General features: G+C 47.9%; 20 protein-coding genes. 10 read left to right on the top strand and 10 right to left on the bottom strand.

The genetic code is table 11. The features are described 5' to 3' along the window. Nucleotides 1-17: 17 nt before the first annotated feature. Nucleotides 18-764, top strand: a complete 747-nt coding sequence (locus AKJ31_RS02900; RefSeq protein ID WP_053407573.1) for a phosphatase — start codon at nt 18-20, stop codon at nt 762-764. Between the two features lie 77 nt (nt 765-841). Here AKJ31_RS02900 and fhuB read toward each other — a convergent pair whose 3' ends face one another. Genes fhuB through AKJ31_RS02880 form a run of 4 tightly spaced genes read right to left on the bottom strand, consistent with a single transcriptional unit; the run spans nt 842 to nt 6,678 of the window. Beyond that, a complete protein-coding gene (gene fhuB, locus AKJ31_RS02895) occupies nt 842-2,812 on the bottom strand; it encodes a Fe(3+)-hydroxamate ABC transporter permease FhuB (RefSeq protein WP_053407572.1) in 1,971 nt (656 codons plus the stop codon). After that, entirely contained in the window at nt 2,809-3,750 is a 942-nt protein-coding gene (locus AKJ31_RS02890) for an iron-siderophore ABC transporter substrate-binding protein (RefSeq protein ID WP_083439945.1), read from the bottom strand. Before AKJ31_RS02890 ends, fhuB begins: the two co-directional genes overlap by 4 nt. Next, on the bottom strand, nt 3,741-4,526 hold the full coding sequence (locus AKJ31_RS02885) for an ABC transporter ATP-binding protein (RefSeq protein ID WP_053407571.1): 786 nt from the start codon (nt 4,524-4,526) through the stop codon (nt 3,741-3,743). The genes AKJ31_RS02890 and AKJ31_RS02885 overlap by 10 nt, the downstream gene beginning before the upstream one ends. A gap of 46 nt (nt 4,527-4,572) precedes the next feature. Beyond that, nucleotides 4,573-6,678 (bottom strand): TonB-dependent siderophore receptor, encoded by a 2,106-nt coding sequence (locus AKJ31_RS02880; RefSeq protein WP_053407570.1) that lies wholly within the window; start codon nt 6,676-6,678, stop codon nt 4,573-4,575. A gap of 142 nt (nt 6,679-6,820) precedes the next feature. Between AKJ31_RS02880 and AKJ31_RS02875 the strand changes: the two genes are divergently transcribed. The 3 genes from AKJ31_RS02875 (at nt 6,821) to leuE (ending at nt 11,146) form a co-directional block, all read left to right on the top strand. Next, the gene (locus AKJ31_RS02875) at nt 6,821-8,644 is read left to right on the top strand and encodes an ABC transporter ATP-binding protein (protein WP_053407982.1); all 1,824 of its coding nucleotides are present in this window, start codon (nt 6,821-6,823) and stop codon (nt 8,642-8,644) included. Between the two features lie 234 nt (nt 8,645-8,878). Beyond that, complete coding sequence (locus AKJ31_RS02870) at nt 8,879-10,360, top strand: alkaline phosphatase D family protein (RefSeq protein WP_053407981.1); 1,482 nt, start codon at nt 8,879-8,881, stop codon at nt 10,358-10,360. Nucleotides 10,361-10,504: 144 nt separating this feature from the next. Further along, nucleotides 10,505-11,146 carry a leucine efflux protein LeuE gene (gene leuE, locus AKJ31_RS02865; protein ID WP_053407569.1) on the top strand — a complete coding sequence of 214 codons (642 nt, stop codon included), beginning with the start codon at nt 10,505-10,507 and terminating at the stop codon, nt 11,144-11,146. Nucleotides 11,147-11,172: 26 nt separating this feature from the next. On the opposite strand, the gene AKJ31_RS02860 is transcribed toward leuE, so the two are convergent. The 6 genes from AKJ31_RS02860 to AKJ31_RS02835 all read right to left on the bottom strand — a co-directional run bounded on the left by AKJ31_RS02860 (nt 11,173) and on the right by AKJ31_RS02835 (nt 17,824). After that, the gene (locus AKJ31_RS02860; RefSeq protein ID WP_053407568.1) at nt 11,173-12,387 is read right to left on the bottom strand and encodes an acetyl-CoA C-acetyltransferase; all 1,215 of its coding nucleotides are present in this window, start codon (nt 12,385-12,387) and stop codon (nt 11,173-11,175) included. Between the two features lies 1 nt (nt 12,388). Beyond that, nucleotides 12,389-13,123 carry a 3-oxoacyl-ACP reductase FabG gene (gene fabG / locus AKJ31_RS02855; RefSeq protein WP_053407567.1) on the bottom strand — a complete coding sequence of 245 codons (735 nt, stop codon included), beginning with the start codon at nt 13,121-13,123 and terminating at the stop codon, nt 12,389-12,391. 57 nt (nt 13,124-13,180) lie between these two features. After that, nucleotides 13,181-14,734 carry an acyl CoA:acetate/3-ketoacid CoA transferase gene (locus tag AKJ31_RS02850; protein ID WP_053407566.1) on the bottom strand — a complete coding sequence of 518 codons (1,554 nt, stop codon included), beginning with the start codon at nt 14,732-14,734 and terminating at the stop codon, nt 13,181-13,183. A gap of 128 nt (nt 14,735-14,862) precedes the next feature. Beyond that, nucleotides 14,863-15,813, bottom strand: coding sequence for a LysR family transcriptional regulator (locus AKJ31_RS02845; protein ID WP_053407565.1), 951 nt, complete (start codon nt 15,811-15,813; stop codon nt 14,863-14,865). Next, nucleotides 15,813-16,442, bottom strand: a complete 630-nt coding sequence (locus AKJ31_RS02840) for a response regulator (RefSeq protein ID WP_053394707.1) — start codon at nt 16,440-16,442, stop codon at nt 15,813-15,815. The genes AKJ31_RS02845 and AKJ31_RS02840 overlap by 1 nt, the downstream gene beginning before the upstream one ends. Next, nucleotides 16,439-17,824: a cache domain-containing protein gene (locus AKJ31_RS02835; RefSeq protein ID WP_053394706.1), complete on the bottom strand. Its 1,386-nt coding sequence runs from the start codon at nt 17,822-17,824 to the stop codon at nt 16,439-16,441. The genes AKJ31_RS02840 and AKJ31_RS02835 overlap by 4 nt, the downstream gene beginning before the upstream one ends. A 212-nt stretch (nt 17,825-18,036) precedes the next feature. Here AKJ31_RS02835 and AKJ31_RS02830 point away from each other — a divergent pair, with 212 nt between their 5' ends. The 6 genes from AKJ31_RS02830 to AKJ31_RS23170 all read left to right on the top strand — a co-directional run bounded on the left by AKJ31_RS02830 (nt 18,037) and on the right by AKJ31_RS23170 (nt 24,089). Beyond that, a complete protein-coding gene (locus AKJ31_RS02830) occupies nt 18,037-19,110 on the top strand; it encodes a TRAP transporter substrate-binding protein (protein ID WP_053407564.1) in 1,074 nt (357 codons plus the stop codon). A gap of 61 nt (nt 19,111-19,171) precedes the next feature. Next, nucleotides 19,172-19,714: a TRAP transporter small permease subunit gene (locus AKJ31_RS02825; RefSeq protein ID WP_083439944.1), complete on the top strand. Its 543-nt coding sequence runs from the start codon at nt 19,172-19,174 to the stop codon at nt 19,712-19,714. Next, entirely contained in the window at nt 19,701-21,086 is a 1,386-nt protein-coding gene (locus tag AKJ31_RS02820; RefSeq protein WP_053407563.1) for a TRAP transporter large permease, read from the top strand. The genes AKJ31_RS02825 and AKJ31_RS02820 overlap by 14 nt, the downstream gene beginning before the upstream one ends. Nucleotides 21,087-21,288: 202 nt before the next feature. Further along, nucleotides 21,289-21,900: a thermostable hemolysin gene (locus AKJ31_RS02815; RefSeq protein ID WP_053407562.1), complete on the top strand. Its 612-nt coding sequence runs from the start codon at nt 21,289-21,291 to the stop codon at nt 21,898-21,900. A 1-nt stretch (nt 21,901) separates the two neighbouring features. After that, complete coding sequence (locus AKJ31_RS02810; protein ID WP_072161205.1) at nt 21,902-23,377, top strand: AMP-binding protein; 1,476 nt, start codon at nt 21,902-21,904, stop codon at nt 23,375-23,377. A 31-nt stretch (nt 23,378-23,408) separates the two neighbouring features. Further along, nucleotides 23,409-24,089, top strand: coding sequence for an iron-containing redox enzyme family protein (locus tag AKJ31_RS23170; RefSeq protein WP_053407979.1), 681 nt, complete (start codon nt 23,409-23,411; stop codon nt 24,087-24,089). Nucleotides 24,090-24,093 lie beyond the last annotated feature (4 nt).

The raw sequence follows: 24,093 nt of genomic DNA, 5'->3' as shown, positions 1-24,093 counted from the left end.
CCACACAAGGAGACAGTATGGACATAGTCGTGGATAGTCATACACATACTATCGCCAGTGGTCATGCCTACAGCACCATTATTGAAAACGCCCTCGCGTCTAAGAATAAGGGGTTAAAACTTCTTTGTACTACGGATCATGCTCCTGAAATGCCCGGTGCCCCCCACTACTGGTATTTCAACAACCAAAGAATTTTGCCCCGCTTTTTACACGATGTCGGCATTTTGCGAGGTGTCGAAGCCAATACGCTTAACCATGCAGGAGAGCTTGATCTGCCGCCATCGTCTTATCCACATTTAGATTGGATCATAGCCAGCTTTCACGAACCTATATTCGCTCCAGCGTCAGTCAAAGAGCATACCCAAACCCTGATCAATGTGATTGAAAGCGGCAAAGTCGATGCCTTAGGCCACTTGGGCAATCCGAATTACCCGTTTGAGCTAAAACCCGTGTTGCAATGTGCAAAAGACAACAATGTCGCAATTGAAGTTAACAACACCTCTCTGACGGGCAAAAGCCGCAAAGGCAGTGATGTCCATTGCTCAAACATCGTCGAACTCGGCAATGAAATTGGCGTTTACTTTACTACAGGTTCCGACGCGCATTTTTGTGAAGAGATCGCTCGTTTAGACCTGGCAATTTCACTGTTAGAAAGACATAACGTGCCTGAAGAAAGAGTAATCACAAGCTCGGCATCTCGGTTTTTGAATTTTCTTTTGCTGCGCGGCAAACCTCGCATCTCAGAGTTTGAAGCGCTTTATTAGACTTTTTCTTTCAAGTAGATCAACAAAGCCCCGCGTTTACTGCGGGGCGTTTATTTAATAGATGCTTGTGTCAAACTCTAACGAAACTTGCCTTTCAACATCAGTAATAGAAAATAGCCACTGCCCAAGGTTGCCACTAGCGTCCCTGCGGCAATTTGATTTGGATAGATGAGCGCTTGCCCTGCCCAGTCTGCCCAAATCATTAACGTTGCACCGATAAGCGCCCCCGTCACGAGCTGAGTTTTAATTGTTTTAGCGCCGAGCATCGATGCCATATGCGGAGCGACTAAACCAACAAATGAAACTGGCCCCATTGTCGCGGTTGCAAATGCGCACATCAACGCGACGATGGCTAGGCTAACACCACTCACTTTCGCGCTGCTGAGCCCTCGAGCTGTCGCAAATTCACGCCCTACCGATATCAATGTCAGCCAGCGAGAGATCCCAAATACCACGACTAGCAACACGGACACTGCCATCGCTAACACTAACGCATGTGACGCTGTCACTCGATACGTAGAGCCTGTCAACCACAATAAGGTCTTGTAGCTGTCGCCCGTCCCTTGCGCCAACGTAAACTGCACCAAAGCTTGAAGAAGCGCCGTTAGCGCGATACCTGATAGGATAAAATTCGATGGATTGTAGTTGCTCTTTCGACCTAACAACAGCAGTAACAACAATACCGATAGACTTCCTGCAAACGCTACGCCCCAACTAAGCGCCGACAACAGGCTACCGCTCACCACACCGAGGACAATGATGGCAAATGTCGCGCCAGACGAGACACCGAGTATGTCCGGACTCGCCAGCGGGTTGTACACGACACGCTGCAAAATGATCCCTGCCACCGCCAACGCGACACCTACGGATAGAGCAGTCAGCATTCTTGGCCAACGTAGCTGCCATTGGAACTCTCCCGGCAAGCTGAATATGCTGCTCGTGTCTCCTAAAGAGATAAACGAGTACGCCAAAATGCCCAATACTCCAAACGTGGCGATCAATAGAATCACAAAGCGGCTTATCGGCGTGCTCGACTCGGACATCGTCATGTTTACTCTGTCGCTCGCGGAAGCAACACGCTGGCGACTAAACCATATCAGTGCTGGTGCACCAATCGCCGCAGCTGCGACACCACTTGGTATTGTTGTCGATAAAGACACGCTCAACCACATCGCAAGACTGTCGGTAATAAGAAGCAATGCCGCGCCTAAGATTAAACTACTGAGCAACTCTTCGCGCGGCGTACGTGCACCTAGCGATCTGGCGATATTTGGCGTCAATAATCCGATAAAGCTGATCAATCCCACAGCGGTGATAGAGACCGAAACCAACCAAATGCCGATCACCATCAAAAGAGCAAATGCGGGTAACACAGATAGACCTCGCGCTTGAGCGCCATCTTGCCCCAAACGCAGTAAAGTCAAAACTCTCGGTGCAAACAAAACCACCAGCAACGCAATAGAAACGCGTGGTAACAACCAATTGAACCATTCCCAACTGTTCTGCGCTAAATCCCCTGCGCCCCACATAAAGATGTTTTGTGCGAACTGCTGATTTAACGCCACCAACGCAGCGGCAATCGAACCAAGTAAGATGTTGACCACCATGCCTGAAACGATCAGCGGCAAGCCCATCATATTGCGAATACCAGCAATCGCGACAATCAAACCAAATGCAGCGATTGCGCCTATCATGGCAGCAAGGGCGGAATAATCGGCTACCCAATCGACAAACCAGATATTGACTATCACCAGTGCAAGCCAAGCGCCTGATGAGGTTCCCAAGGTTAACGGCGAAGTCAGGTTATTTTGCGTCAGCTGTTGCATCAAGCTGCCCACCATACCGAGCATGGCGCCAACCAACAAAGTCACCGCTAAACGCGGCAGTTGAGATTCTACAAAAAAGATATCTGCGAACGAGTGAGCAGAGTTTGGCGATACCAGTAACTGCCATTGCTGATTTAGGTGTAAATCGGTATCAATTTGCAAGCTAAGTCCACCAAGCAATAGCGTAAGCAAGCACACGCTTAAATATGTGAATGTTTTCATTGCTCAGCCCCCAGCTCTAACAGACTGTCTGTGATTGCTTCAGCCATATAGAGCAACGACATCGCGCCTCCGTAGGTCCAAACCGGTCTCACAGAGTTGACGTGGTTCTTCTGAACAAAAGGCATCGCTTGCCACAACCGAGATTGCTTTAGCTGCGCCTCTGCAGGAAATGGATGGATGTAGAGCACGTAACCGTCTTCAACGTATTTCAGTCGGTTAATTCGCTCTTGCTTAATACCCCATGCGCGTGGGCCAATGTGAATAGGATTGGTTAAACCCAACTTCTCTAATACATATTGGGCGGTAGAGTTTTCTGTGGTCATAAATACCGAGTTCAGAGAAGCAAAACGCATCACCACCACTTCAAGCGGTTTTTGTTGGTGTTGTGGATACTGATTCTCGATTTTTTCGCGTAACGCTTCGAACGACTCATCCATTTGTTGCAGTCGTTTCTCCGCTAATTCTGTTTTACCCAACAGTTTTGCTATCAAACGATAATGATGAATCGCGGTTTGCGCAGCGTTCTCTTTCTCAGAAAAATTCGGCAAATAGACAACCGGCGCAATCTGTTTTAACAGTGGTAGTAGGTCTTGCTGAGTGGAAGCTGCCAAAATTACATCTGGCTTTAACCGAGCGATCATTTCCAAGTTCGGTTCAGCGCGCGTGCCAATGTCCTGAATCTCATCAGGTGCGACCGGGTTGACCACCCACTGACGGTACGCAGGCAGATTAGGGGCAGCAATCGGTACCACATCCAGCGCCAATACCTGCTCTAGAATATCCCAGTTCAACGCCACCACTCGCTGCGGATGTTTAGTAAAGCGTTGTGTGCCGAGAGCATCTTCAATCACGATGGTCTCTTTTGCCAGACACGCAATCGAAGTCATCGCCAGAAGTAAACTCGACAACACAATGCTGATGTGTCGTGTTACGCGCATACCACCGCCACTTTTTGACTGGTTGCGCTCAACGCTGGCTCTGGATGGTCAATGAGCTTAACGCTTGATTGATACAAGTCAGATAAACGAGCTTCATCAAGCAGAATTTCAGCGCCACCTTCAAACGCGACCTGACCTTGCTTTAACGCGACAATATGCGTTGCATAACGAAGAGCCAGGTTAATGTCGTGAAGAATCACGATGATCCCCACGCCTTCTTGGCGGTTCAACTCAGACAACAAGCCCATAAGCTGAAACTGGTGATGCACATCGAGCGCAGAGGTTGGCTCATCAAGAATCAAAATCGGCGACTGTTGAGCCAATAACATCGACACCCAAGCGCGTTGGCGCTCACCACCAGAAAGCTGATCGGCTAATGCGCTCGAGAAACGTTCCACGCCAGTTTTTTCCATCGCAGACTGGATAATTTGCTCATCTTCTTTTTTCCATCGACCTAATGTTCCGCGCCAAGGAAAACGACCTAATCGAACCAACTCTTTTACGGTCAACCCCGCAGATGAAGGCAGCTTTTGCGGTAGATACGCAACTTGCTTAGCTAGATCTTTGGTTTTGTATTGACTTAAGTCTTGTTGGTTAAGACGAACCAAGCCCATATCTGGTGTGGCTTGCCCAGAAAGCAAATTCACCAAAGTCGATTTTCCCGAGCCGTTATGACCAAGCACAACGGTAAGTTCTGAGGTTGGGATCTCAAGATGATCTATCGCGAGGATTTCTCTTCCATCGCGAATAATTTTTATATCGGATAATTGAAACATGGGGATTCACAAATACTAAGCCCCCTCAATGGAGGGGGCATCAAGATTACCAGCGGTAGTTCGCGTTAAGCATCACGCTTCGAGACTGACCGAAGTAGCACCAGTAGTCACAGCCTGAAACGTATTCCTTGTCTAGGATGTTGTTCACGTTCAATTGAGCTTGCCACTGTGGCGTAATGTCGTACGCGATGGACGCATCCCATAGTGTCACGCTCGGAATGGTTTCATTAGTGCTCTTAGGATTGTCTTTTGACTCACCAACGTAACGAACACCCGTTCCGATATTCAATCCCTCGATAAGTGCTCTTGCGTTGTAATCGACCCAAGCAGATGCCTGATGCTCAGGAATCAAAGCAGGACGTTTAGTCCCTTTTCCTCCTGTTTGATCGGTCTCGGCATCGATGTAGGTGTAACTTGCCAAGAGTGTTACGTCATCCAGCGGTTTTACCATCGCCTCGACTTCTACGCCTTGAGAGCTGATTTCACCTGTTTGTGTTGCGACAGTCGATGTGCCAGACGTCACCATCGCGTTCTTCTGAGTAATGTCAAACCACGCAACGTTTAACGAACCGTCAATAAACGCTGGTTCATACTTAACACCCACTTCAAACTGCTGACCATCAAGCGGCTTGTAAATATCGTTAGTCGCAGCATCAATCGTACTCACTACCTCGAACGACTCTGAGTAACTTGCGTATGGAGAGAGACCGTTATCAGCAAGGTACATCACCCCTGCACTTAGCGACACTTCACTGTCACTACGGTCAAAGTCTTGGTCAACGGTCTCGGTTGCCGACTTCATTCCTTGACCTTGGTTCTCTGTTTTCACCCAGTCGTAGCGTGCGCCTAAAGATGCAATAAATTTCTCATTCAGTTTCAACTGATATTGCGAATAAACACTTGCTTGAGTCTTGGCAATTTCACGGTCAATGTTGTATTGCGGATCTAACGGGTTGAAGTTGCCATAAACCGGATTGGTTGGGTTAATTACGCCAAAGTCGTACTTATCCTGCTCCTTGCCGTCTGTTTTATGGTGTTGCAGATCTAGACCAACTAGCACCATATGTTCTGCGTTATCGCTTTGCCAATTCGCCACACCGTTGTTATCTAGGGAAATACTCTGGTTATCGCCATCTCGATAAACTAGCCCTTGCCCTAACTGAGAGACAGCCGGGTTATTGTTAAAGAACGCATACGAGCTTTTTAACTTGAGCTTGTTATAACCGTAGTTGAAGGATTGGTTTAGCGTCCAAATGTCATTTAATTCGTGTTCAAGCTTATAGCCGACCGAGATTTGTGTACGTTGGTAGTCATCGTAGTCTGGTTGACCTAGATTGGTCTCAGGGTCAATGCTACCGAAATTGGAATCCGTCAGCGTACCAGCCATTGGGAAGAACGGGTTGGTCGGAATACCGTCATCTTGTAAGTAGGTTGCTAACAGCGTTAGGACGGTTCTCTCAGATACATCAATTTCTACGCTTGGCGCTAGGTACAAACGCTCATTTTCAGTGCCATTGAGTTCACCGTCTGCGCTTTTTACCAGACCAACGAGACGATAACGGACAGTGCCATCTTCGTTAGCGTTGTCAGCAATATCAAAACCAATCGATTGATGGTTGTTGTTGCCCAACTCAAGACGCACTTCCCCTTGCGGAGTAAACGTTGGCTTTTTCTGCACCGCGTTAACGACACCACCCGGAGCCGATTCACCAAACAGAATCCCTGCTGGGCCTTTTAATACTTCAACGCTTTGTAAGCCGTACGGCTCAATTAACCATGTGTAGTAACCGTCTCGGAACAGGCGATTGCCATCAAGGTAAGTGGCAGCATCAAATCCACGGACTTTGAACCAATCCGTATCGTTGTCTGAGCCGTAGGGTTGCGCAGTTACACCCGCGGTATAACGCAAGGCTTCATCGAGCTTTTGCGGAGCGCGTTTACGAAGGTCTTCTTCGCTAATCACAGACACCGAACGAGGCGTTTCTTTGGTTGGTGTGTCGACTTTGAGTGCTTCTGCGGTTACGGTCACAGATTCAAACTCAGTCACGCCCTCTTCTGCATTGGCAGTTAGGGTGAACAACGCCGAGGTTGGCGCCACTGCAAAGATAAGTGCATGGCGGATAGCGGCAGCAATTTTATTTTTCTTAATCATTAACTAACTTCTATGGTTGTTTTTTAAACGCTTAAATGATAATGATTTGTATTATACATATTATTTACTCTCAATCTACTGACTTTTGTGTCAATTGGTAGTACAAAGTGCGCCTATTTATTAAATGCAGATTTGTACGCTTATGTTTTCTTGGTTCGAAAAGCTGACTCAGCCCTTCCCCGACAACGACACACAAAAGCCGCCTAAAAACCTGTTGGGCTTTTGTCTTCACTACACAAAGGGATTTGAACGCCCACTGATCGTTATGGCGCTATTAAGTGCTTCGATTGCTTTTGCAGAAGTGACGTTGTTACGTTACATGGGAGAATTGGTCGATATTCTCAGTAACCAAGATCGCGCGACATTTTGGCAAGACCAAAGCAGCACGATTTACACCATGCTGTTTCTCATTGTTGTCGTGATGCCAGTGCTTGGTATCACTCACTCGATGATCATGCATCAGTCTTTGCTGGGAAATTACCCAATGTCGATTCGCTGGTTGATTCATCGCTACTTACTTAAGCAAGCAGTTGGTTTCTTCCAGCGTGACTTTGCTGGCCGTGTTGCCACAAAAGTGATGCAAAGTGCCCTCGCCGTTCGTGAAACGGTAATGAAACTGGTCGACGTGTTGGTTTATATCTCGGTCTATTTCATTTCAATGATTTGGATGATGGGTGAATCGGATACCATGATGATGCTACCAATCATCATTTGGCTTGGCGTTTATGTGCTAATCCAGTTCTACTTCATACCAAAGATGAAACAAGTCGCGACAGAACAAGCAGACGCACGTTCACTGATGACTGGTCGAATTGTCGATTCGTACACCAACATTTCGACGGTTAAGTTGTTCGCCCACTCTCAGCGCGAACTTGAGTACGCAGAGAGCAGCATGAAACTGTTCCTTAAAACCGTATACAAACAGATGAGAATGGTCACTTGTCTGTTGCTCAGCGTGGATGCATTGAACTACCTGCTGCTGCTTTCCATTGCGGCGATGTCCGTTACGCTTTGGTTAGATGAAGCGGTCACCATAGGTGCGATTGCGGTGGCGATCAGTATTGCGCTGCGCGTACAAGGCATGTCGAAGTGGATCATGTGGGAGGTCAGCGCACTATTCGAGAACATCGGTACCGTTGTGGATGGAATGAACACCATTTCAAACGATGTCGAGGTCAAAGACGTGCCGAATGCAAAATCACTCTCGGTTTCACAAGGCGCTATCCAGTTCAACCAGGTTGATTTTAACTACAGCGGTGAAAAAGCGGTATTTAAGCAGTTGAACCTCAACATCAAACCGGGTGAAAAAGTCGGCATCGTTGGCCGTTCTGGCGCAGGCAAGTCTACATTAGTCAATCTGCTGCTACGCTTCTATGACGTCAACCAAGGCAAAATCTGCATTGATGGACAAGACATATCGCAAGTAGAGCAAGAATCGTTGCGTCAACATATCGGCATGATCACACAAGATACGTCACTGCTTCACCGCTCTATTAAAGAGAACATTCTCTACGGTGACCCTGATGCAGACATGGACGCGGTTATCCATGCTGCCAAGCAAGCCCACGCACATGAATTTATCTCTGAGCTGAAAGATGAACAAGGTAACCGAGATTACGACGTAGAAGTGGGTGAACGCGGAGTGAAACTCTCTGGTGGACAGCGTCAGCGTGTTGCTATCGCGCGCGTGTTACTTAAAAATGCGCCGATACTGATTATGGACGAAGCGACGTCTGCACTCGATTCTGAAGTGGAATCGGCGATTCAAGAAAACCTTGAGGCTTTGATGGAAGGGAAAACCGTTATCGCTATCGCCCACCGCTTATCAACCATTGCAGCGATGGATCGTTTGATTGTTATGGATCAAGGGCAAATCATCGAACAAGGTTCACACCAAGAACTGCTTTCACAAAACGGTGTTTATGCACAGTTGTGGAAACACCAAACTGGTGGATTCTTAGGTTAATCTAAAGACTCATTGAACTTTAAGGGCACATCAGTGCCCTTTTTACTGCCTATCAAACACTTAACTATATCGCCTCAATCCTATTCCCACGCATTTTCACAAAATTGCATATTGACGCAGAACTGAACCATTAAGCCTGAGATGATATACAACGTGATGAGCATGAATGAGTTTTCTATCGGTTTTCGTGCTTACACATGTTCAAGCAACACCAACAATGACAAGGAAGTGAGCATGCAAACGAAAATGGTACTTGGTCCAATACTTGGGCTCGAATCCGACCACCACTACACCGTTGTGGTCGTGACGTCTAAAACCGCAAATTCTGTCAGCGTCAGTTACCCTCAACATTCTCCTGTGCCTGCGACCCTTATCGGCGAAATCAATGATGGTAAAGTTTGGCGTATGGAACTCAATATCGAAGGCCATGGCGCAGAAACCATCACTTATGCTCTACAGCAAGATGGCGAAGAGTTGTTGGACAAGCGCGGCAATCGCGAATGGTCTTTCTACGTTCCTGGTCCACAAGAGAAACCAAAGTTTGCCTATGCCTCGTGTAACGGTTTTTCAGACCTAAAAATAATGAACACCACTGAAAAGCCATACCGCTTATGGTCTGAGATGGCGAAAGAGCACCAACAAGAACCGTTCTCTTTGCTATTAATGGGCGGAGACCAAGTTTACGCCGATGCGATTTGGACCGAAGTCGACACACTAAAAGCATGGAATGAGAGAGATCGCGAGGTCAAAGTAAAACGTCCAGCGAGCAGAAAAATGGTCGCCCAACTCGACCGCTTTTACAGCAAACTGTATGTCGACCGTTGGAACAAAGAACCAATGGCGTCGATGCTTGCGTCTATTCCGTCGGTAATGATGTGGGACGACCACGATATTATTGACGGCTGGGGCAGCTATCCTGACGACATCCAAAGCTGTGACGTTTACAAAGCGATTTTCAGCGCAGCGCGTAAACACTTTGAGCTGTTGCAGATTCGCGGTCCACAAAACCGTTCACTATTACAAACCAGCCACTCTGTCCGTGACCACTTTGCCAGCGCATTGAAATTCCACGGTTACGATATCCTCGTCTTGGACAATCGTGCACAACGTACGCTTAAACAAGTCATGAGCAAAAATCAGTGGGACTTGGTTATCGAGTATCTCAAAAACCTCGAAAGCGATAACCTACTCGTATTGAGCGCAGTTCCTGTGGTTTACCGAGATTTCTCATTTGCCGAAAACACCTTAGACACCACGCCATGGGAAGAAGAACTGACTGACGATTTAAAAGATCATTGGCGCGCGAAAGAGCACGAAGGCGAACGCTCGCGACTCATCATGCGCTTGCTCGATTACTCACAATCAAGCAAACGCCGCACCGTTATTCTATCTGGTGACGTACATGTTGGCGCACTTGGTGTGATTCGCGACTCTAGAGATAAGCAGCAACGTTCGGTCCATCAGGTCATTTCTTCCGCCATTGTCCACCCTGCACCAAGCTATATGCAGTGGCTAGGCGTTTGCGCTATCACCAATGACCGCACCGAATATCTGGATGAGAACAATCAAGTGGCTGCGGATATGTTGCGCCCGTATGGCTCAGACAAATACATCCGCGCGCGCAATTTTGCGACGCTGCTTGAAGGGACGGACGGCAAACTGTGGGTTAACTGGCGCACGGAAAATGACGACACTCCTGCTTTCCCGATTCAGTAGATTTGATCAAAAAAAGCCGGCAGTGTCCGGCTTTTGTTTCTCGAATTATTTACTGTCTGAATAATCACCAACTCTTCAATAGACTTTAATCACGCTTTGCGTTATATCTCTTTCATTGGCAATTGAGTTTTTGCGAGGGACCGCATGTTAGAAGCGTTTGGCGTTATCAATATTTGGACGTATTTGGTTGGGCTTTTGATGATTATCATCGCTCCGGGACCAAACTCTATCTATGTGCTTAAGTCGGGCTCTTCGCTGGGTGTGAAAACTGGCTACAAGGCTGCGATGGGCGTGTTAGTCGGTGATGCGATCTTAATTCTGCTCTCTTATCTTGGAGTCGCTTCGCTTATCCAAACCTCTCCGGTTTTATTTACTATTATCCGTTATTTAGGTGCGGCTTATTTGCTGTATCTCGGCCTTAAAATCATCCATCAGTACTGGTCTAAACATGCAATGGATGAATCTGGTGTTGCTCGCCCGCAAAAAGTTGAAAACGTCTTCGCTAAAGCCCTAACCCTGAGCTTAACCAACCCGAAAGCGATCCTGTTTTACGTATCGTTCTTTATTCAGTTTATCGACTACACCTACGAACACACTTGGATTTCATATTTGATCCTCGCCACCATCTTAGAGATCTTTAGCATTATCTATCTCAGTGCGTTGATATTCGTTGGTACCTCGCTTACTCAGTTGTTCAAAAACAATCAAATGTTAGCCAAGTTGGGCAATGGCCTGTTAGGGTTGCTCTTTATGGGATTTGCCGCGCGCCTTGCCAGCCTTACCTAAACAGGCAACGCGCGAAGCCATAATGATTAGTTATTGGCGATGGAGAGGATAATCGCGGTTCCCATTCCACCGCCAATGCAGAGCGAAGCTAATCCTAAATTCGATTCTGAGCGAACCATCTCATAAATCAATGACGTGACGATTCTTCCCCCAGACGCCCCTATCGGGTGACCAAGCGCAATCGCGCCGCCATTGACGTTGGTTTTGTCGGCAAACCATGAATAGTCGACGTTGTGCTGACTCGACAATCCTTTCATCACACCAATCGCCTGAGCGGCAAATGCTTCGTTGAGCTCAAGGCGTTTAATGTCAGATAAGCGTAACTGGGCTTTATTCAACGCCTGAGTGACGGCTGGTACTGGCCCTAATCCCATCACACTCGGATCTACGCCCGCTTGTGCAATAGAAACCACTTCCGCCAGTGGCGTTAGCGCATGCGCCTTTAGCGCCGCTTGGCTAACTAGCACTAACGCAAACGCACCGTCATTAATCCCAGAAGCATTACCTGCGGTGACTGTGCCTTGTTTATCAAACGCTGGGCGCAAGGTAGACAAGCTTTCTTGAGTAGTGCCATAGCGAGGATGCTCGTCAGTATCTACAACGTATGAGCCTTTACGCGTCGCGACTTCAACCGGAACAATCTCTTGCTTGAAGTGACCAGCCTGGATCGCGTGCTCTGCCCGTTGCTGACTGGTTGCGGCAAACGCATCTTGTTCTTCACGACTGATTTCGAACTGCTTAGCGATGTTCTCCGCTGTGATACCCATATGGTAGTCTTCAAATGCGTCGGTCAGGCCATCTTTCAACATGGTGTCTATTATCGACACGTCACCCATTCTGTGGCCAGAACGAACACCCCCATCCATCACAAACGGCGCGTTGCTCATGCTTTCCATTCCAGCGGCAACCACAATATCGACTTCTCCTGCTTTAATCGAATTCACGCCATTTAGTATCGCTTTCATCCCACTGCCACAGATCATATTGAGCGTATAAGCGGGTGTCTCCACCGGAATACCCGCATGAACCGCGGCTTGCCTACCAACACCTTGTCCTTGACCAGCACTTAATACATTACCCGCGATGACTTCATCGACCAATTTAGGGTTTACCCGTGCTTGCTCCAGCGCCGCCTTGATAGCAATGCTGCCGAGTTCAACCGTTTTCATTGACGATAAGCTCCCCATAAACGTGCCAATCGCGGTGCGCTTTGCTGCGACTACATAAACTTTTTCGCTCATCTTACAACACCAACCCACCGTCAATTTTCAGCACTTGTCCGGTGATAAAGCTCGACTTATCGCTGGCAAGAAATTCCACTCCATTCGCAATATCATCAGTGGTTCCCATACGTCCTAACGGCGTTTTGTCTTTCATCATCGCCAGTACTTTTTCTGGTAGATCCGCCGTCATTGGTGTTTCGACAAAACCTGGCGCGACGCAGTTTGCCCTCACCTGAGCACCTTTGCGAGCAAACTCCTTCGCCCAACTTTTAGTCATGGCAATAACACCACCTTTTGTTGCCGCGTAGTTGGTCTGGCCGATATTGCCGTCTGTGCCGACAACGGAAGACATGGTAACGATTGAACCGCTGTTGTTCTCCATCATCAATGGCGCAACAGCTTGAGTAAGATTAAACACGCCCTTAAGGTTTACATCGATGACCATATCCCAATCTTGCTCTGTCATCTTGTCGATGAGGGCGTCTCGGGTAATCCCTGCATTGTTAACCAGCACATCAACTCGGCCGTGTACCGCTTTGATCTCTTCGATTAACGCCTGAATTGTGACGCGGTCACATATATTAATCGTAACCGTCTTAATGACTTCCGATGGTGGAAAAGCAATCGCTAAGGCATGTTGGTTCATGTCGAGCGCATACACGGCTGTTGCACCCTGATTGGCAAATCGCTCAACCACAGCTTTACCAATTCCTTGCGCTGCTCCGGTAACGATACAAACTTTGTTCTTAAACATAGTGATTTCCCTGTGACTATTCGTTTTGTTATTTGTTTTGTTGTTGCTAGGGCTGGGCTACAAAACCAGCTTAAATTCTGCTTCAAAAATCGCGCGATCCATTAGGGTGAGATTCGCGCTGACTTTAGGTTGAAATGACATTTGATTCAGTACGTCTTCGGTAAGGTCGATGCCCGGCGCGATTTCTATCAGTTCTAATCCTTGCTCCGTTAAACGGAAGACGGCGCGTTCGGTAATGTAAAGGACGGGCTTGTTATTCTTGAGCGCTTGAGCGGCACTAAAAGTGATTTGTTCGACTTGTTGGATGAACTTGTGTTGCGCACCTTCGTTTTTAATCACTAAGTCGCCAGCTTCTGCAACTACCGCAAGTCCTTTAGCGGTAAACGTGCCGCAGAAATACACCTCTTTTGCGTTCTGGGTAATATTGATAAACCCGCCACATCCGGCAATTTTGCTGCCAAAGCGCGAGACATTGATGTCTCCGTTCACATCGCATTGCGCTAAGCCCAAGAACGCTTGGTCGATACCACCGCCATCATAGAAATCAAACATCTGGTCTTGGCTAATAATGGCATCAGGGAAATGAGATGCACCGAAATCCAAACCACTCGCTGGAGTACCGCCTACCGCGCCGGGTTCAACCGTTAGGGTAAAACTATCGAGTATCCCGGCTTGTTGGGCGACCTTGGCGATGTATTCCGGTGCGCCGATACCAAGATTAAGAATGGAGTTCGCTTTGAGCTCCATCGCGGCGCGTCGAGCGATAATGGTTTTGGCATCCAGCGAACTTTGCTCTTCCTCAACGTGAAGAGATTTTCTTTGCCCTTTGCCAACAAACTCAGGATTCATCATGCTGGCAAATGTCTGCATGTGTTCGTTCGGGTCTTCACACACCACGACCGCATCAACAAATATTCCGGGTATTTTTACCGCGTGGGGATCAAGCATTCCCGCTTCCACCACGCGTTTAACCTGCACGATGACCTTGCCGTTGTTGTTCCTTGCCGCTTGTGCCGCTGCAAGACTTTCAACAATCAAGCACTCGTCTTCCATGGTGATATTGCCGTTTTCGTCCGCGGTAGTGCCACGGATAATCGCTACATCAAGCGGCAGCTTGTGATAGAAAAGGTATTCTTCACCCGCAAGGTTGATAACTTCAACCCAATCACGATGAGTAATACTGTTGATCTTTCCGCCTTCGATGCGCGGGTCGACAAATGTCCCAAGTCCGACTTTGCTGACAGTTCCCGGTTTGCCTGCTGCGGTGTCGCGCAATAAGTGAGAGATGATGCCTTGCGGTAGATTGTAAGCTTCGATCAAGTTATCAACTGCCAACTGCTGCAACTTGGGGACTAACCCCCAGTGACCGCCAATGGCACGCTTAACCAAGCCTTGTTGTGCAAGATGGTTAATCGCTCGGCTTTTTCCATCGCCTTGCCCTGCAGCGAAAAGCAGCGTGAGATCCTTAGGTGAGCCTGAATGTTCGAAGCGCTCACCAATCGCACGTTCAATCGCTTCTGGTACGACACTGCCGATAAAACCACCGAGTAATACTGATTGGCCGTCTTGAATCCATTGCGCGGCCTGCTCTGGCGTTAATTTTGTAACCACGATTCACCTCCCTTAGTAATGAATCTCAGATTAGACGTTGGCTACGCATTTGTTAATTGCACAAATAGAGATTGTGAATTTCATATTTGCAATTATTCAACGGTTTCTTGATAAGCGAGTCGTTACGCCTATTCCGACTGAGCGTGTTGATTGTTGAGCTCTTCAACTCGCTGAATCAGATAGCGTTTAAAGCCATTGCAGCGCTCTGGCATTGGCGTGCGTGGTCGATAGAACATGTCAATATCGAAACTGGCACATTGATAGCTATCCATAATCTGGACTAAATCACCGTGTTCAATGTGTTGGTAAACCAGAGAATGAGGGAGGTAAGCGACACCAGCACTTTCCATCGCCAGATCGAGCAGCATTTCGCTATTGTCACACTCAAGCGTATCGCGGATGGTGACGATATCTTGCTCACCACTTTGCTCAAAACACCATCGGTTTCCGCCCAGTAGTGTTCGTGCATACAAACATCTGTGTTCACTGAGCGCTTTGGGCGTATCTGGCATACCATATTCTGCGAGATACTTGGGCGCAGCACAGAGGTAGAGCGGTTCTCTTAACAAGCGTTTGCGCACTAGAAGCGAGTCTGGCGAATGTTCGCCTTCATAACTGGCGCTGGCGCGAAACGCGAAATCAATCGTTAGCGGGTCAAACTCCCCTGCCTCAATGAAGATGCGAAAATTCACCTGTGGGTGCAAATCCATATACTCTGCGACAATCTTCGTCAGATATTGACGCGCAAACAGTGGCGTCGACGAAAGGCGAATCTCCCCTTGTTGTTCTTCCGCTAAGTTCTGCACTTGCTCAACAAGGTTATTGATGTCTGGCAGCAGTGGAGAGAAGCGTTCGTACAACAACTGCCCGGCTTGCGTCGCTACAAGTTGTCTTGTACTGCGCTTGATAAGCTCTACCGATAAGGTCTCTTCTAGTTCTTTTACCCAACGACTCCCAGCGGCGGCTGAAATGCCTTGTGTCTCGGCTGCTTCACGGAATGAGCCCGCTCTGAGCACTGCACAAAAGAAAACGATCTTATCAAGTATTGGTTGACGACTAGAGAGCAGATTTTGCGACATTAGCTCACCAAGCCCTTTTCTAACGCTAGCTTAACCAGTGCTGCGGTGGAGTTGGCACCAAGCTTCTTTTTGATACGTAGTCGATGCGTTTCCACCGTGCGGACACTAATATGCAGCGCGTCGGCGATGTCTTTGTTGCAAGAACCATTGACGATCTCTTTCAATACGTCCGATTCACGCTTTGAGAGTGTGTCATCTTTTGTCTCTGGCTTTTCATTGATTTGTTCCAGCAATCGGTCCGAAGCCTGAGGACAAAGGTAAGAACGGCCTTGCGCAACTTGGTTAATCGCCATTACCAGCTCTTCGGATCCCACATCTTTTAACACGTATCCTTTTGCCCCCGCTTTGACAGAGCGGACGACGTAGTCTTTGCTATCGTGCATCGACAGCATGATCACCGCCGTCTCGGATTTAGACGCGGCAAGCTTCTCCAGTACCTCAATGCCGTTCAGGTTCGGCATATTGATATCGAGTAACAACACATCCGGCTTTAAGGTTAATGTGGCTTGTAATGCTTCAGTCCCCGTTCCGACACAAGATAAGATATCGAGGTTATCCTCACGTTCGAGTCGGGATTTGAGTCCGTCTTGCATCAGACGATGGTCATCCGCCAGTACCAATTTGATCATATTAACTCCATGTTTAAACTCACGCGTACTTCCGTACCTTCTCCTTGCGTGCTGGATACAGTGAAAGTGCCCCCAATCGCTTGAATGCGCTCTTTCATGTTCTGTAATCCCATATGTTCCAGTGTAGCTGGGTTGTGTTTACCAGACTTTAGTTGTTTGGCAGGAATGCCCACGCCGTCATCACTAATTGTCAGAATCAACAATCGACCTTCTCGCTGCATGATCACGTCGACGCCTTGAGCATTTGCGTGTTTTTCAACGTTGTGCAGCGATTCTTGCACCACTCGGTATAAGGTCGTTTCCACTTCGGGAAGCATTTCCACCCCGTCGATATCATGTTCAAATACCAGCTCTAATTGCGTGCGCTGGCGCAGGTCGTTGATGTAGGCTTCAATTCCAGCCACCAGCCCCAAGTCATCCAATTGCGGCGGACGTAAGTCTCGTGAGATTCGACGCAACTCCACAATCGCTTGCTCCATCGCGTTCTTGCTCGCGTTGAGTTCTTTAGTCTTCTCATCTTGATTTTGTTCTTTGTCGACATTATCGAGGCGGTACTTCGCCGCCACCAATAGCTGGTTTACCCCGTCATGTAACTCACGCGATACGCGCTGTCGTTCGTTCTCTTGTGAGTCGATGATTTGCTGATTGAGGACGCTGAGTTGTTCATTCGCCAACCGACGAACATTGAGGTTTAAAGACGCGCCCAATGCCGCAATGACCGAGACCGACAGGAACATCACCACAAATAACGCGCTGCTGGTTTTGCCCACGTTTTGGTCGTAACCGTTCTCCATGTGAGAAACCTGACGTTCAATGTCGTCTAAATAAACGCCTGTGCCGACCATCCATTGCCATTTGTCTAAAGACACCGCGTAACTTAGTTTAGGTAATGGCTCTTTCATTGATGGCTTATGCCATAGATAGTCAACAAAGCCGCCACCTTCACGGCCAACGCGAATCAGCTCTTGCAACAGTTTTTTTCCGCGTACGTCTTCGACTTCCCACCAATTTCGACCTATGCGCTCTGGTTGATATGGCAACACCAATGCGTCACCATCCCAAGTGTACGCAAAAAAGTATCCGTCGCTTCCGTACGTGAGCTGACTCAACTTTTCCGCAACTATTTGCTGCGCTTGTTCGGTAGAAAGTGACTCATCTAGGTAGTAAGGCTCGATGCTTTTCACTGCCATTTCTACGTACTGCTTCAATTCTTGTTTTTTCGCCGCGAGTATATTGCTGCGCGTCAGTTGAACTTGATCTTCAACTAATTGTTTTGCTTGGCTAAATAGGATTCCCGCCACAATAACCACGACCACAATCAAGGGCACGATCGAAAGCAAAATGATGTTGATTGTTAATCGCCTGTTACTAACAAAGCCCATATATCCTTCCCGAGCCAGTACGTAGTTTTACTGACATTTTATTTGGAAAACTGCATGAAATACCGACAAAATTTGCGCAATTTCAACAATAGAGAGTCATTAATCCCCTCACTACACTTAGGCTCAAATGTAACATTGCGTTAACACAAATATCTACCCAATGTTCACATTTCTTGATATCGACGGGAATAAAGCCTAACAAGGAGAAAGTTATGAACTTCAAGAAAGTTGCTATCGCATCGGCACTGGCGCTCGCAGCGACTGGGATGTCAGTCAGCGCTCAAGCAGCGGATAAAAAAATTCTGCTGAAAACACCGATCGCGTTCGGTAGCCACCTGCCCGCGCTGGGTACACCCATCCAATGGTATGCAGACCACATCACCACGACATCTGGCGGAACGATCAAAATGAAGATCTACGAGCCGGGTAAGCTGGTTAACCCTGCTGAGATCCTTGATGCCGTATCTACAGGTAAGGTCAACTCTGGCTACGCAACTGCAGGTTACTGGCAAGGTAAACTGCCAGCTTCGGCACTCTTTTCTGCGGTTCCTTTTGGTCCAGAAGCTGGCGAATACATGGCATGGCTTTACTTTGGTAACGGTTTAAAACTTTATCAAGAAATGTATGACCAAGGCGGCTACAACGTGAAAGTACTGCCGTGTGCGATCATTTCGCCAGAGACGTCGGGCTGGTTTAAGAAACCAATCGAAAAACCAGAAGATCTTAAGGGACTCAACATGCGTTTCTTCGGTCTTGGTGCTTCTGTGATGGAAAAACTTGGCGTAGGTACAGTGCAGCTGCCGGGTGGTGAAATCTTTGGCGCACTTGAGAAAGGCGCAATCGACGCATCTGAATTCTCTCAACCTGCGATTGACCAACGTTTAGGCTTCCACAAAGTGGCTAAGTACAACTACTTCCCGGGTTGGCACCAACAATCTACGGTGTTTGAGCTGCTGATCAACAAAGATACTTGGAATGGTATGAGCGAGACTCAACAGTCTGCGGTTGAAACAACCTGTATGGCGACCATGACCTACTCGATCGCTGAAGGTGAAGCAATGCAGTACTCCGCGATGGAAAAAGCCAAAGAGAACGGTGTTGAAATCCGTTACTGGAATAAGGAAATGCTCAACCTATTCGAAACCACTTGGCTAGAAGTGGTGGATGAGAAAAAAGCTGCAGACCCATTCTTCGACAAAGTGTGGCAAGACCTTTCTCAGTTCCGTAAAGGTTACGCATTGTGGCAAGCGAACGGTTTCTTACCTCGCGCAACACAAACTCAATAACCCCTGTGAATTGGACCTGTGGTCAGCCTAAAAGCGGGCCACAGGTTATAAGGAGTGACCAATGAGCAAGGTGCTAGTTTCCACCCCCACCGTCCCACTCTACTGTCAGGTAGAGAAGTTCATCACCTCAATCAGTAAGTTCTTTGCTTGGACCAATGTGGCTCTGATTGGCGTGATCATTTTGCAAGTTGTCTTGCGTAAAGTCTTTTCCAACGGGCAAATCGCGTTGGAAGAGTTGCAATGGCATTTATACGCGACTGCCGTGATGTTCGGCACCGCCTACGCGCAAGTAACCAACTTACACGTGCGTGTTGATTTGTTTTATCACAAGTTCTCAGAGCGCACTAAAGCTGTTGTTGACCTATTCGGATTGCTGCTGCTTGCGATTCCTTTTGTCGTCGTCGTGATCCTGCATTCTTACGACTTCGCTTACGAGTCGTGGCGCGTCAACGAGAGCTCTGCTTCGCCTTCTGGGTTACCTTTCCGTTGGCTGATTAAAAGCGTTATCCCTCTCAGCTTTGCACTGCTGCTGCTTTCTATGTTTGCCAAAGTGTTGAGATCGTTAGAAACCATTTTCAAAGGAGCGAATCATGGAACCGAATGAGTGGATTGTCATCGCCATGTTTGGCTCGTTTATCCTATTGCTGTTTACCGGTATTCCTGTGGCTTATGTACTTGGCGGGATTGGCGTGGTATTTGGCGCAGTCGGTTACTTTGCCGATTTGTATTTGGATACGTTTACCGGGCTTGATTACACCAGCATGGGTCTGGTCGTAAACCGCATCTACAAGATCATGGATAACTGGATTTTGGTCGCGCTGCCCATGTTTATCTTTATGGGGAACATGCTCGATAAATCTGGTATTGCCGAAAAACTGATGTCTTCCATGCAGGCACTGTTTGGTAAAGTCCACGGCGGTCTCGCGATTACCGTCATGGCGATCGGCATTATTCTCGCTGCATCGACTGGCATTATCGGCGCGTCCGTCGTGTTGCTCACCGTGATGTCACTGCCGAGTATGATGCGTCAGGGATACCACTTACCGCTGGCGCTGGGTACGGTTGCCTCTGCGGGTACGCTGGGGATTCTACTACCACCATCAATTATGTTGGTGATCATGGCTGACCAGCTTGGGCTTTCAGTTGGTGACCTATTTATGGGTGCGATCATTCCTGGCTTGCTGCTCGGTGCACTCTACATCGTCTACATCCTTGTCGTCGGTAAAATGTCGCCAAGCAAAGCGCCGATTCCTGAAGATGTTCAGCCTGTTGAATGGCGACTGATTATGCAGGTATTCAAAGATATTACGCCGACGGTAATTTTGATCTTCGTGGTACTCGGCTCTATCTTTGCCGGCGTCGCGACGCCAACAGAGGCATCTGGTATTGGTGCGTTGGGCGCAACATTGCTCGCTGCGTACAACAGAAAACTCAATCTTAAAGTCCTCAAAGAAGTGATGCTCGCCTCTTATGGCACCACCGCCTACATCTTTATGATTTTCCTTGGCGCGTCGTGCTTTGCATTGGTGTTGCGTGAACTTGGCGGTGATGAACTGATTGAATCGTTTTTAAGTGGATTACCGTTTGGGCCTTACGGCATCATCGCGTTCATTCTGATGATTGTGTTCTTCCTTGGATTCTTCTTAGACTGGATTGAAATCACTTTGATCGCCCTACCATTGCTCGCGCCTGTTATTGCGAGTTTGGGGATTGAGTTGGACGGCCATGGCGTGGTTGATAACCCAAGTTTGGTGTGGTTTGTCATGTTGGTCGCGATGGCGCTGCAAACCAGTTTCTTAACGCCACCGGTTGGCTTTGCGTTGTTCTACCTTAAAGGGGTTTGTCCAGAAGGCGTCGCGCTGAAAGACATTTACCGCGGCGTTATTCCGTTTATTTTGATTCAATTACTTGCTCTGGTTTGCTTGGTGGCTTGGCCTCAATTGGTCCTTTGGTTCCCAAGTGTCGCTTACGGCTAGACAATCTATGGCGGTTTAATTCTAACCACTTAACGAAATTTAAGGCGAGCCGTTCTGGTTCGCCTTTTCTTTTGATTACCCCGCTCTAATCAGCCCTACAAGCCCATCTGAGCAAAGAAATTTCAATTATTTTTCTTTCCTTAAGTGTTTCTTAAGTTTCGTCCCTTAATTTGTCATTACTAACTCAGTAAAGGGGCATCCGATGAGGCATCCAATAACAACACCCAAATTTAAACTGGAAATCGTTGCACCAAATCACCCTTTGTGGCCACAAGTGACTCAACAGCTCTCCACCCGCTATGAGCAAGCGTTTGACGCAAAATTGGCCACGTTTATGCCTGAATTTATGACGCTAATGATTGGCGACGAAATCAAATCGTTATGCGGATTTCGCAACGCGGGGAACGAGCCTCTTTTTCTTGAGCAATATTTAGATGATCACGCTGAAGTTATCCTCAACCAACATTTTGACGCAAACATTACCCGCGACAGCGTGATTGAGTTTGGTCAGCTAGCATCCTTTGCACACGGAAACTCGCCAATCCACTTTTTCCTGATGGCCGAAAAGCTGGTTGAGCAAGGATACGAATGGTGCATCTTCACCGCCACCGACCCTTTACACGCCTTAATGAAACGCCTTGGCCTGACGCCAACCGTGATCGCAGAAGCAAGTGCAGAGCGAGTACCAGAGGCCGAGAAAATCTGGGGCACCTATTACCAGCATAAACCGCGTGTTCTAGCCGGTAACTTAGTTGAAGGCTACCAGCATTTGTTAGCTTTGTTCCAACAAGCCAATGAAACACAGAGAGGCTAAGATGAGCCAGATTATTCAAGCGATTTATCGCAACGCTCAACTCAACCCAAACCAAATTGCACTGAGCGGGTTGGACGCAGAAAACAACGCTACCTCTGTGACTTATCGTCAGTTAATCGATAAGCTCGAGAACACCGCCAACAGTATTAAGCAGTTGGGTGGCCGTTGTATTGCACTTCGCGCTGAAAACTCGATTGATTGGGCCATCGTAGACTTAGCCGCCATGATGGTAGAAATGCCGCTAGTACCTATCCCAACGTTCTTTTCCAACCAACAGATCGAGCATGTGCTGACTAGCACTGGTGCAGATATTTTAGTTGGAGATTGGAACGAGCAGTTTGACCACCAAGACAGCGTTTGCCACTTGGAGGGATTACCTGCTTATCGCATTTACGCCGAGCCATGTGGTGCACTGCTTGAAGGAACCGTAAAAGTCACCTTTACGTCAGGCTCAACGGGTACACCCAAAGGCGTTTGCCTGAGCGAAGATAATCTATTTCGCGTTTCAAGCTCGCTGGTTACTGCTCTGGATGTCGATGTGGCTCGCCACCTAGTATTACTACCGCTCTCAACGCTACTAGAGAACGTCACTGGCGTTTATGTTCCATTGATTCTCGGTGTCACCAGCATGATATTCCCGGGCGAGCACGTTGGTTTAACCGGCTCTAGCAAGTTCAACGCACAGTATTTTGCGCAAGCACTAGCGCAATATCAGCCAAACAGCTTAGTGCTTACACCTGCTCTGTTGATGGCACTGATTCAAGTCGTAAAACACAATCCGCAATTGGGTGAACCACTACGTTTTGTCGCGGTTGGTGGCGCTCGAGTCGCAGCTGAGATCATGGAGACGGCGCACCAGCTTGGCATTCCTGCTTACGAAGGTTACGGGCTGTCTGAAAGCGCATCTGTGGTGTCATTGAATGCGCCAAACCGAGTAAAGCATGGCAGTTGTGGCGTAGCGTTAGAACATATTGAAGTGAAAGTCGCCGAAGACAAGGAACTGTTAATCAAAGGCAACATCGCACTCGGTTACTTAAATGAACCGTTTAATGATGAATGGTTGGCCACTGGTGATTTGGTCAACATCGACCCAGACGGTTTTATTCATATTCATGGCCGTAAAAAGAATCAAATCATTACCAGTTACGGGCGTAATGTTTCGCCAGAGTGGATTGAATCTCAAGCGCAAGTCTTCATACCCGCAGCAAAACTGCTTGTGGTTGGCGAAGCGCAGCACTCGCTGTCCGCGATTGTTGAACCGTCAGATTATATCGTCGAGCGTATTCACTTACTCAACGGAAGTTTGCCTGATTACGCTCGTATTCAACGTCTGATCCTGACCTCGAACTTAGCCACTCACACCCATTGGTTTACCAAAAATGGCCGCCCGAGACGGGACGTGATTGAAACATGGGCAAGCGAACTGATTTCTGGTCGCAATACCAACACCGACCATCAAATTATTGAATTGTATTAGATTTAAACGAATAGATTTTAAGGAGCAAGCGATGAGCTTTTTCAACACACTTAAACAGCAAACACGTGAAGCGCAATTAACAATGCTTAATGCACCGATTTTCCAAGCTTGTCAAAATGGTGAAATCGACCGCGACACTTACGTTGCCTTTCTCACCCAAGCGTTTCACCACGTTAAACATACCGTGCCACTGCTAATGGCGTGTGGTGGTCGATTGGACGCGGAACACGAATGGGTCCGTGAAGCACTGGCTGAATACGTAGACGAAGAAAAAGGTCATCACGAATGGATCCTTAACGATATTCGAGCGTGTGGCGCAGACGAAGAGCTTGTTCGTCACAACCAAGGCGTTGGTCGTGTTGGTGACGCAATTGAACTGATGACCTCTTACCTGTATCACCAAATTGACCGTCACAATCCGATGGCGTTGTTTGGCATGGTATGGGTACTTGAAGGCACGAGTGTTGGCGTTGGTGGCCAGATTGCCAAGTTGGTTAAAGAGACGCTAGGTCTACCTGATGAGGCCATGAGCTACCTGACATCTCACAGCATACTTGACCAAGACCACATCCAATTCTTTGAATCGTTGATGGAAAAAGTGACTGACGTTAAGGACCAACAAGCAATAATCGATTCAGCCAACATGGTATTTAAGCTTTACGGCCAGATGCTCGAAAGCTTACCTCACACCGCTGTCTCACACGCAGCTTAGGAGG

This window comes from Vibrio hepatarius (genome assembly GCF_001274785.1).
GTDB lineage: Bacteria > Pseudomonadota > Gammaproteobacteria > Enterobacterales > Vibrionaceae > Vibrio > Vibrio hepatarius.
The sequence above is the reverse complement of the archived record's forward strand: the minus strand, read 5'-3'. Positions and strand labels throughout refer to the sequence as shown.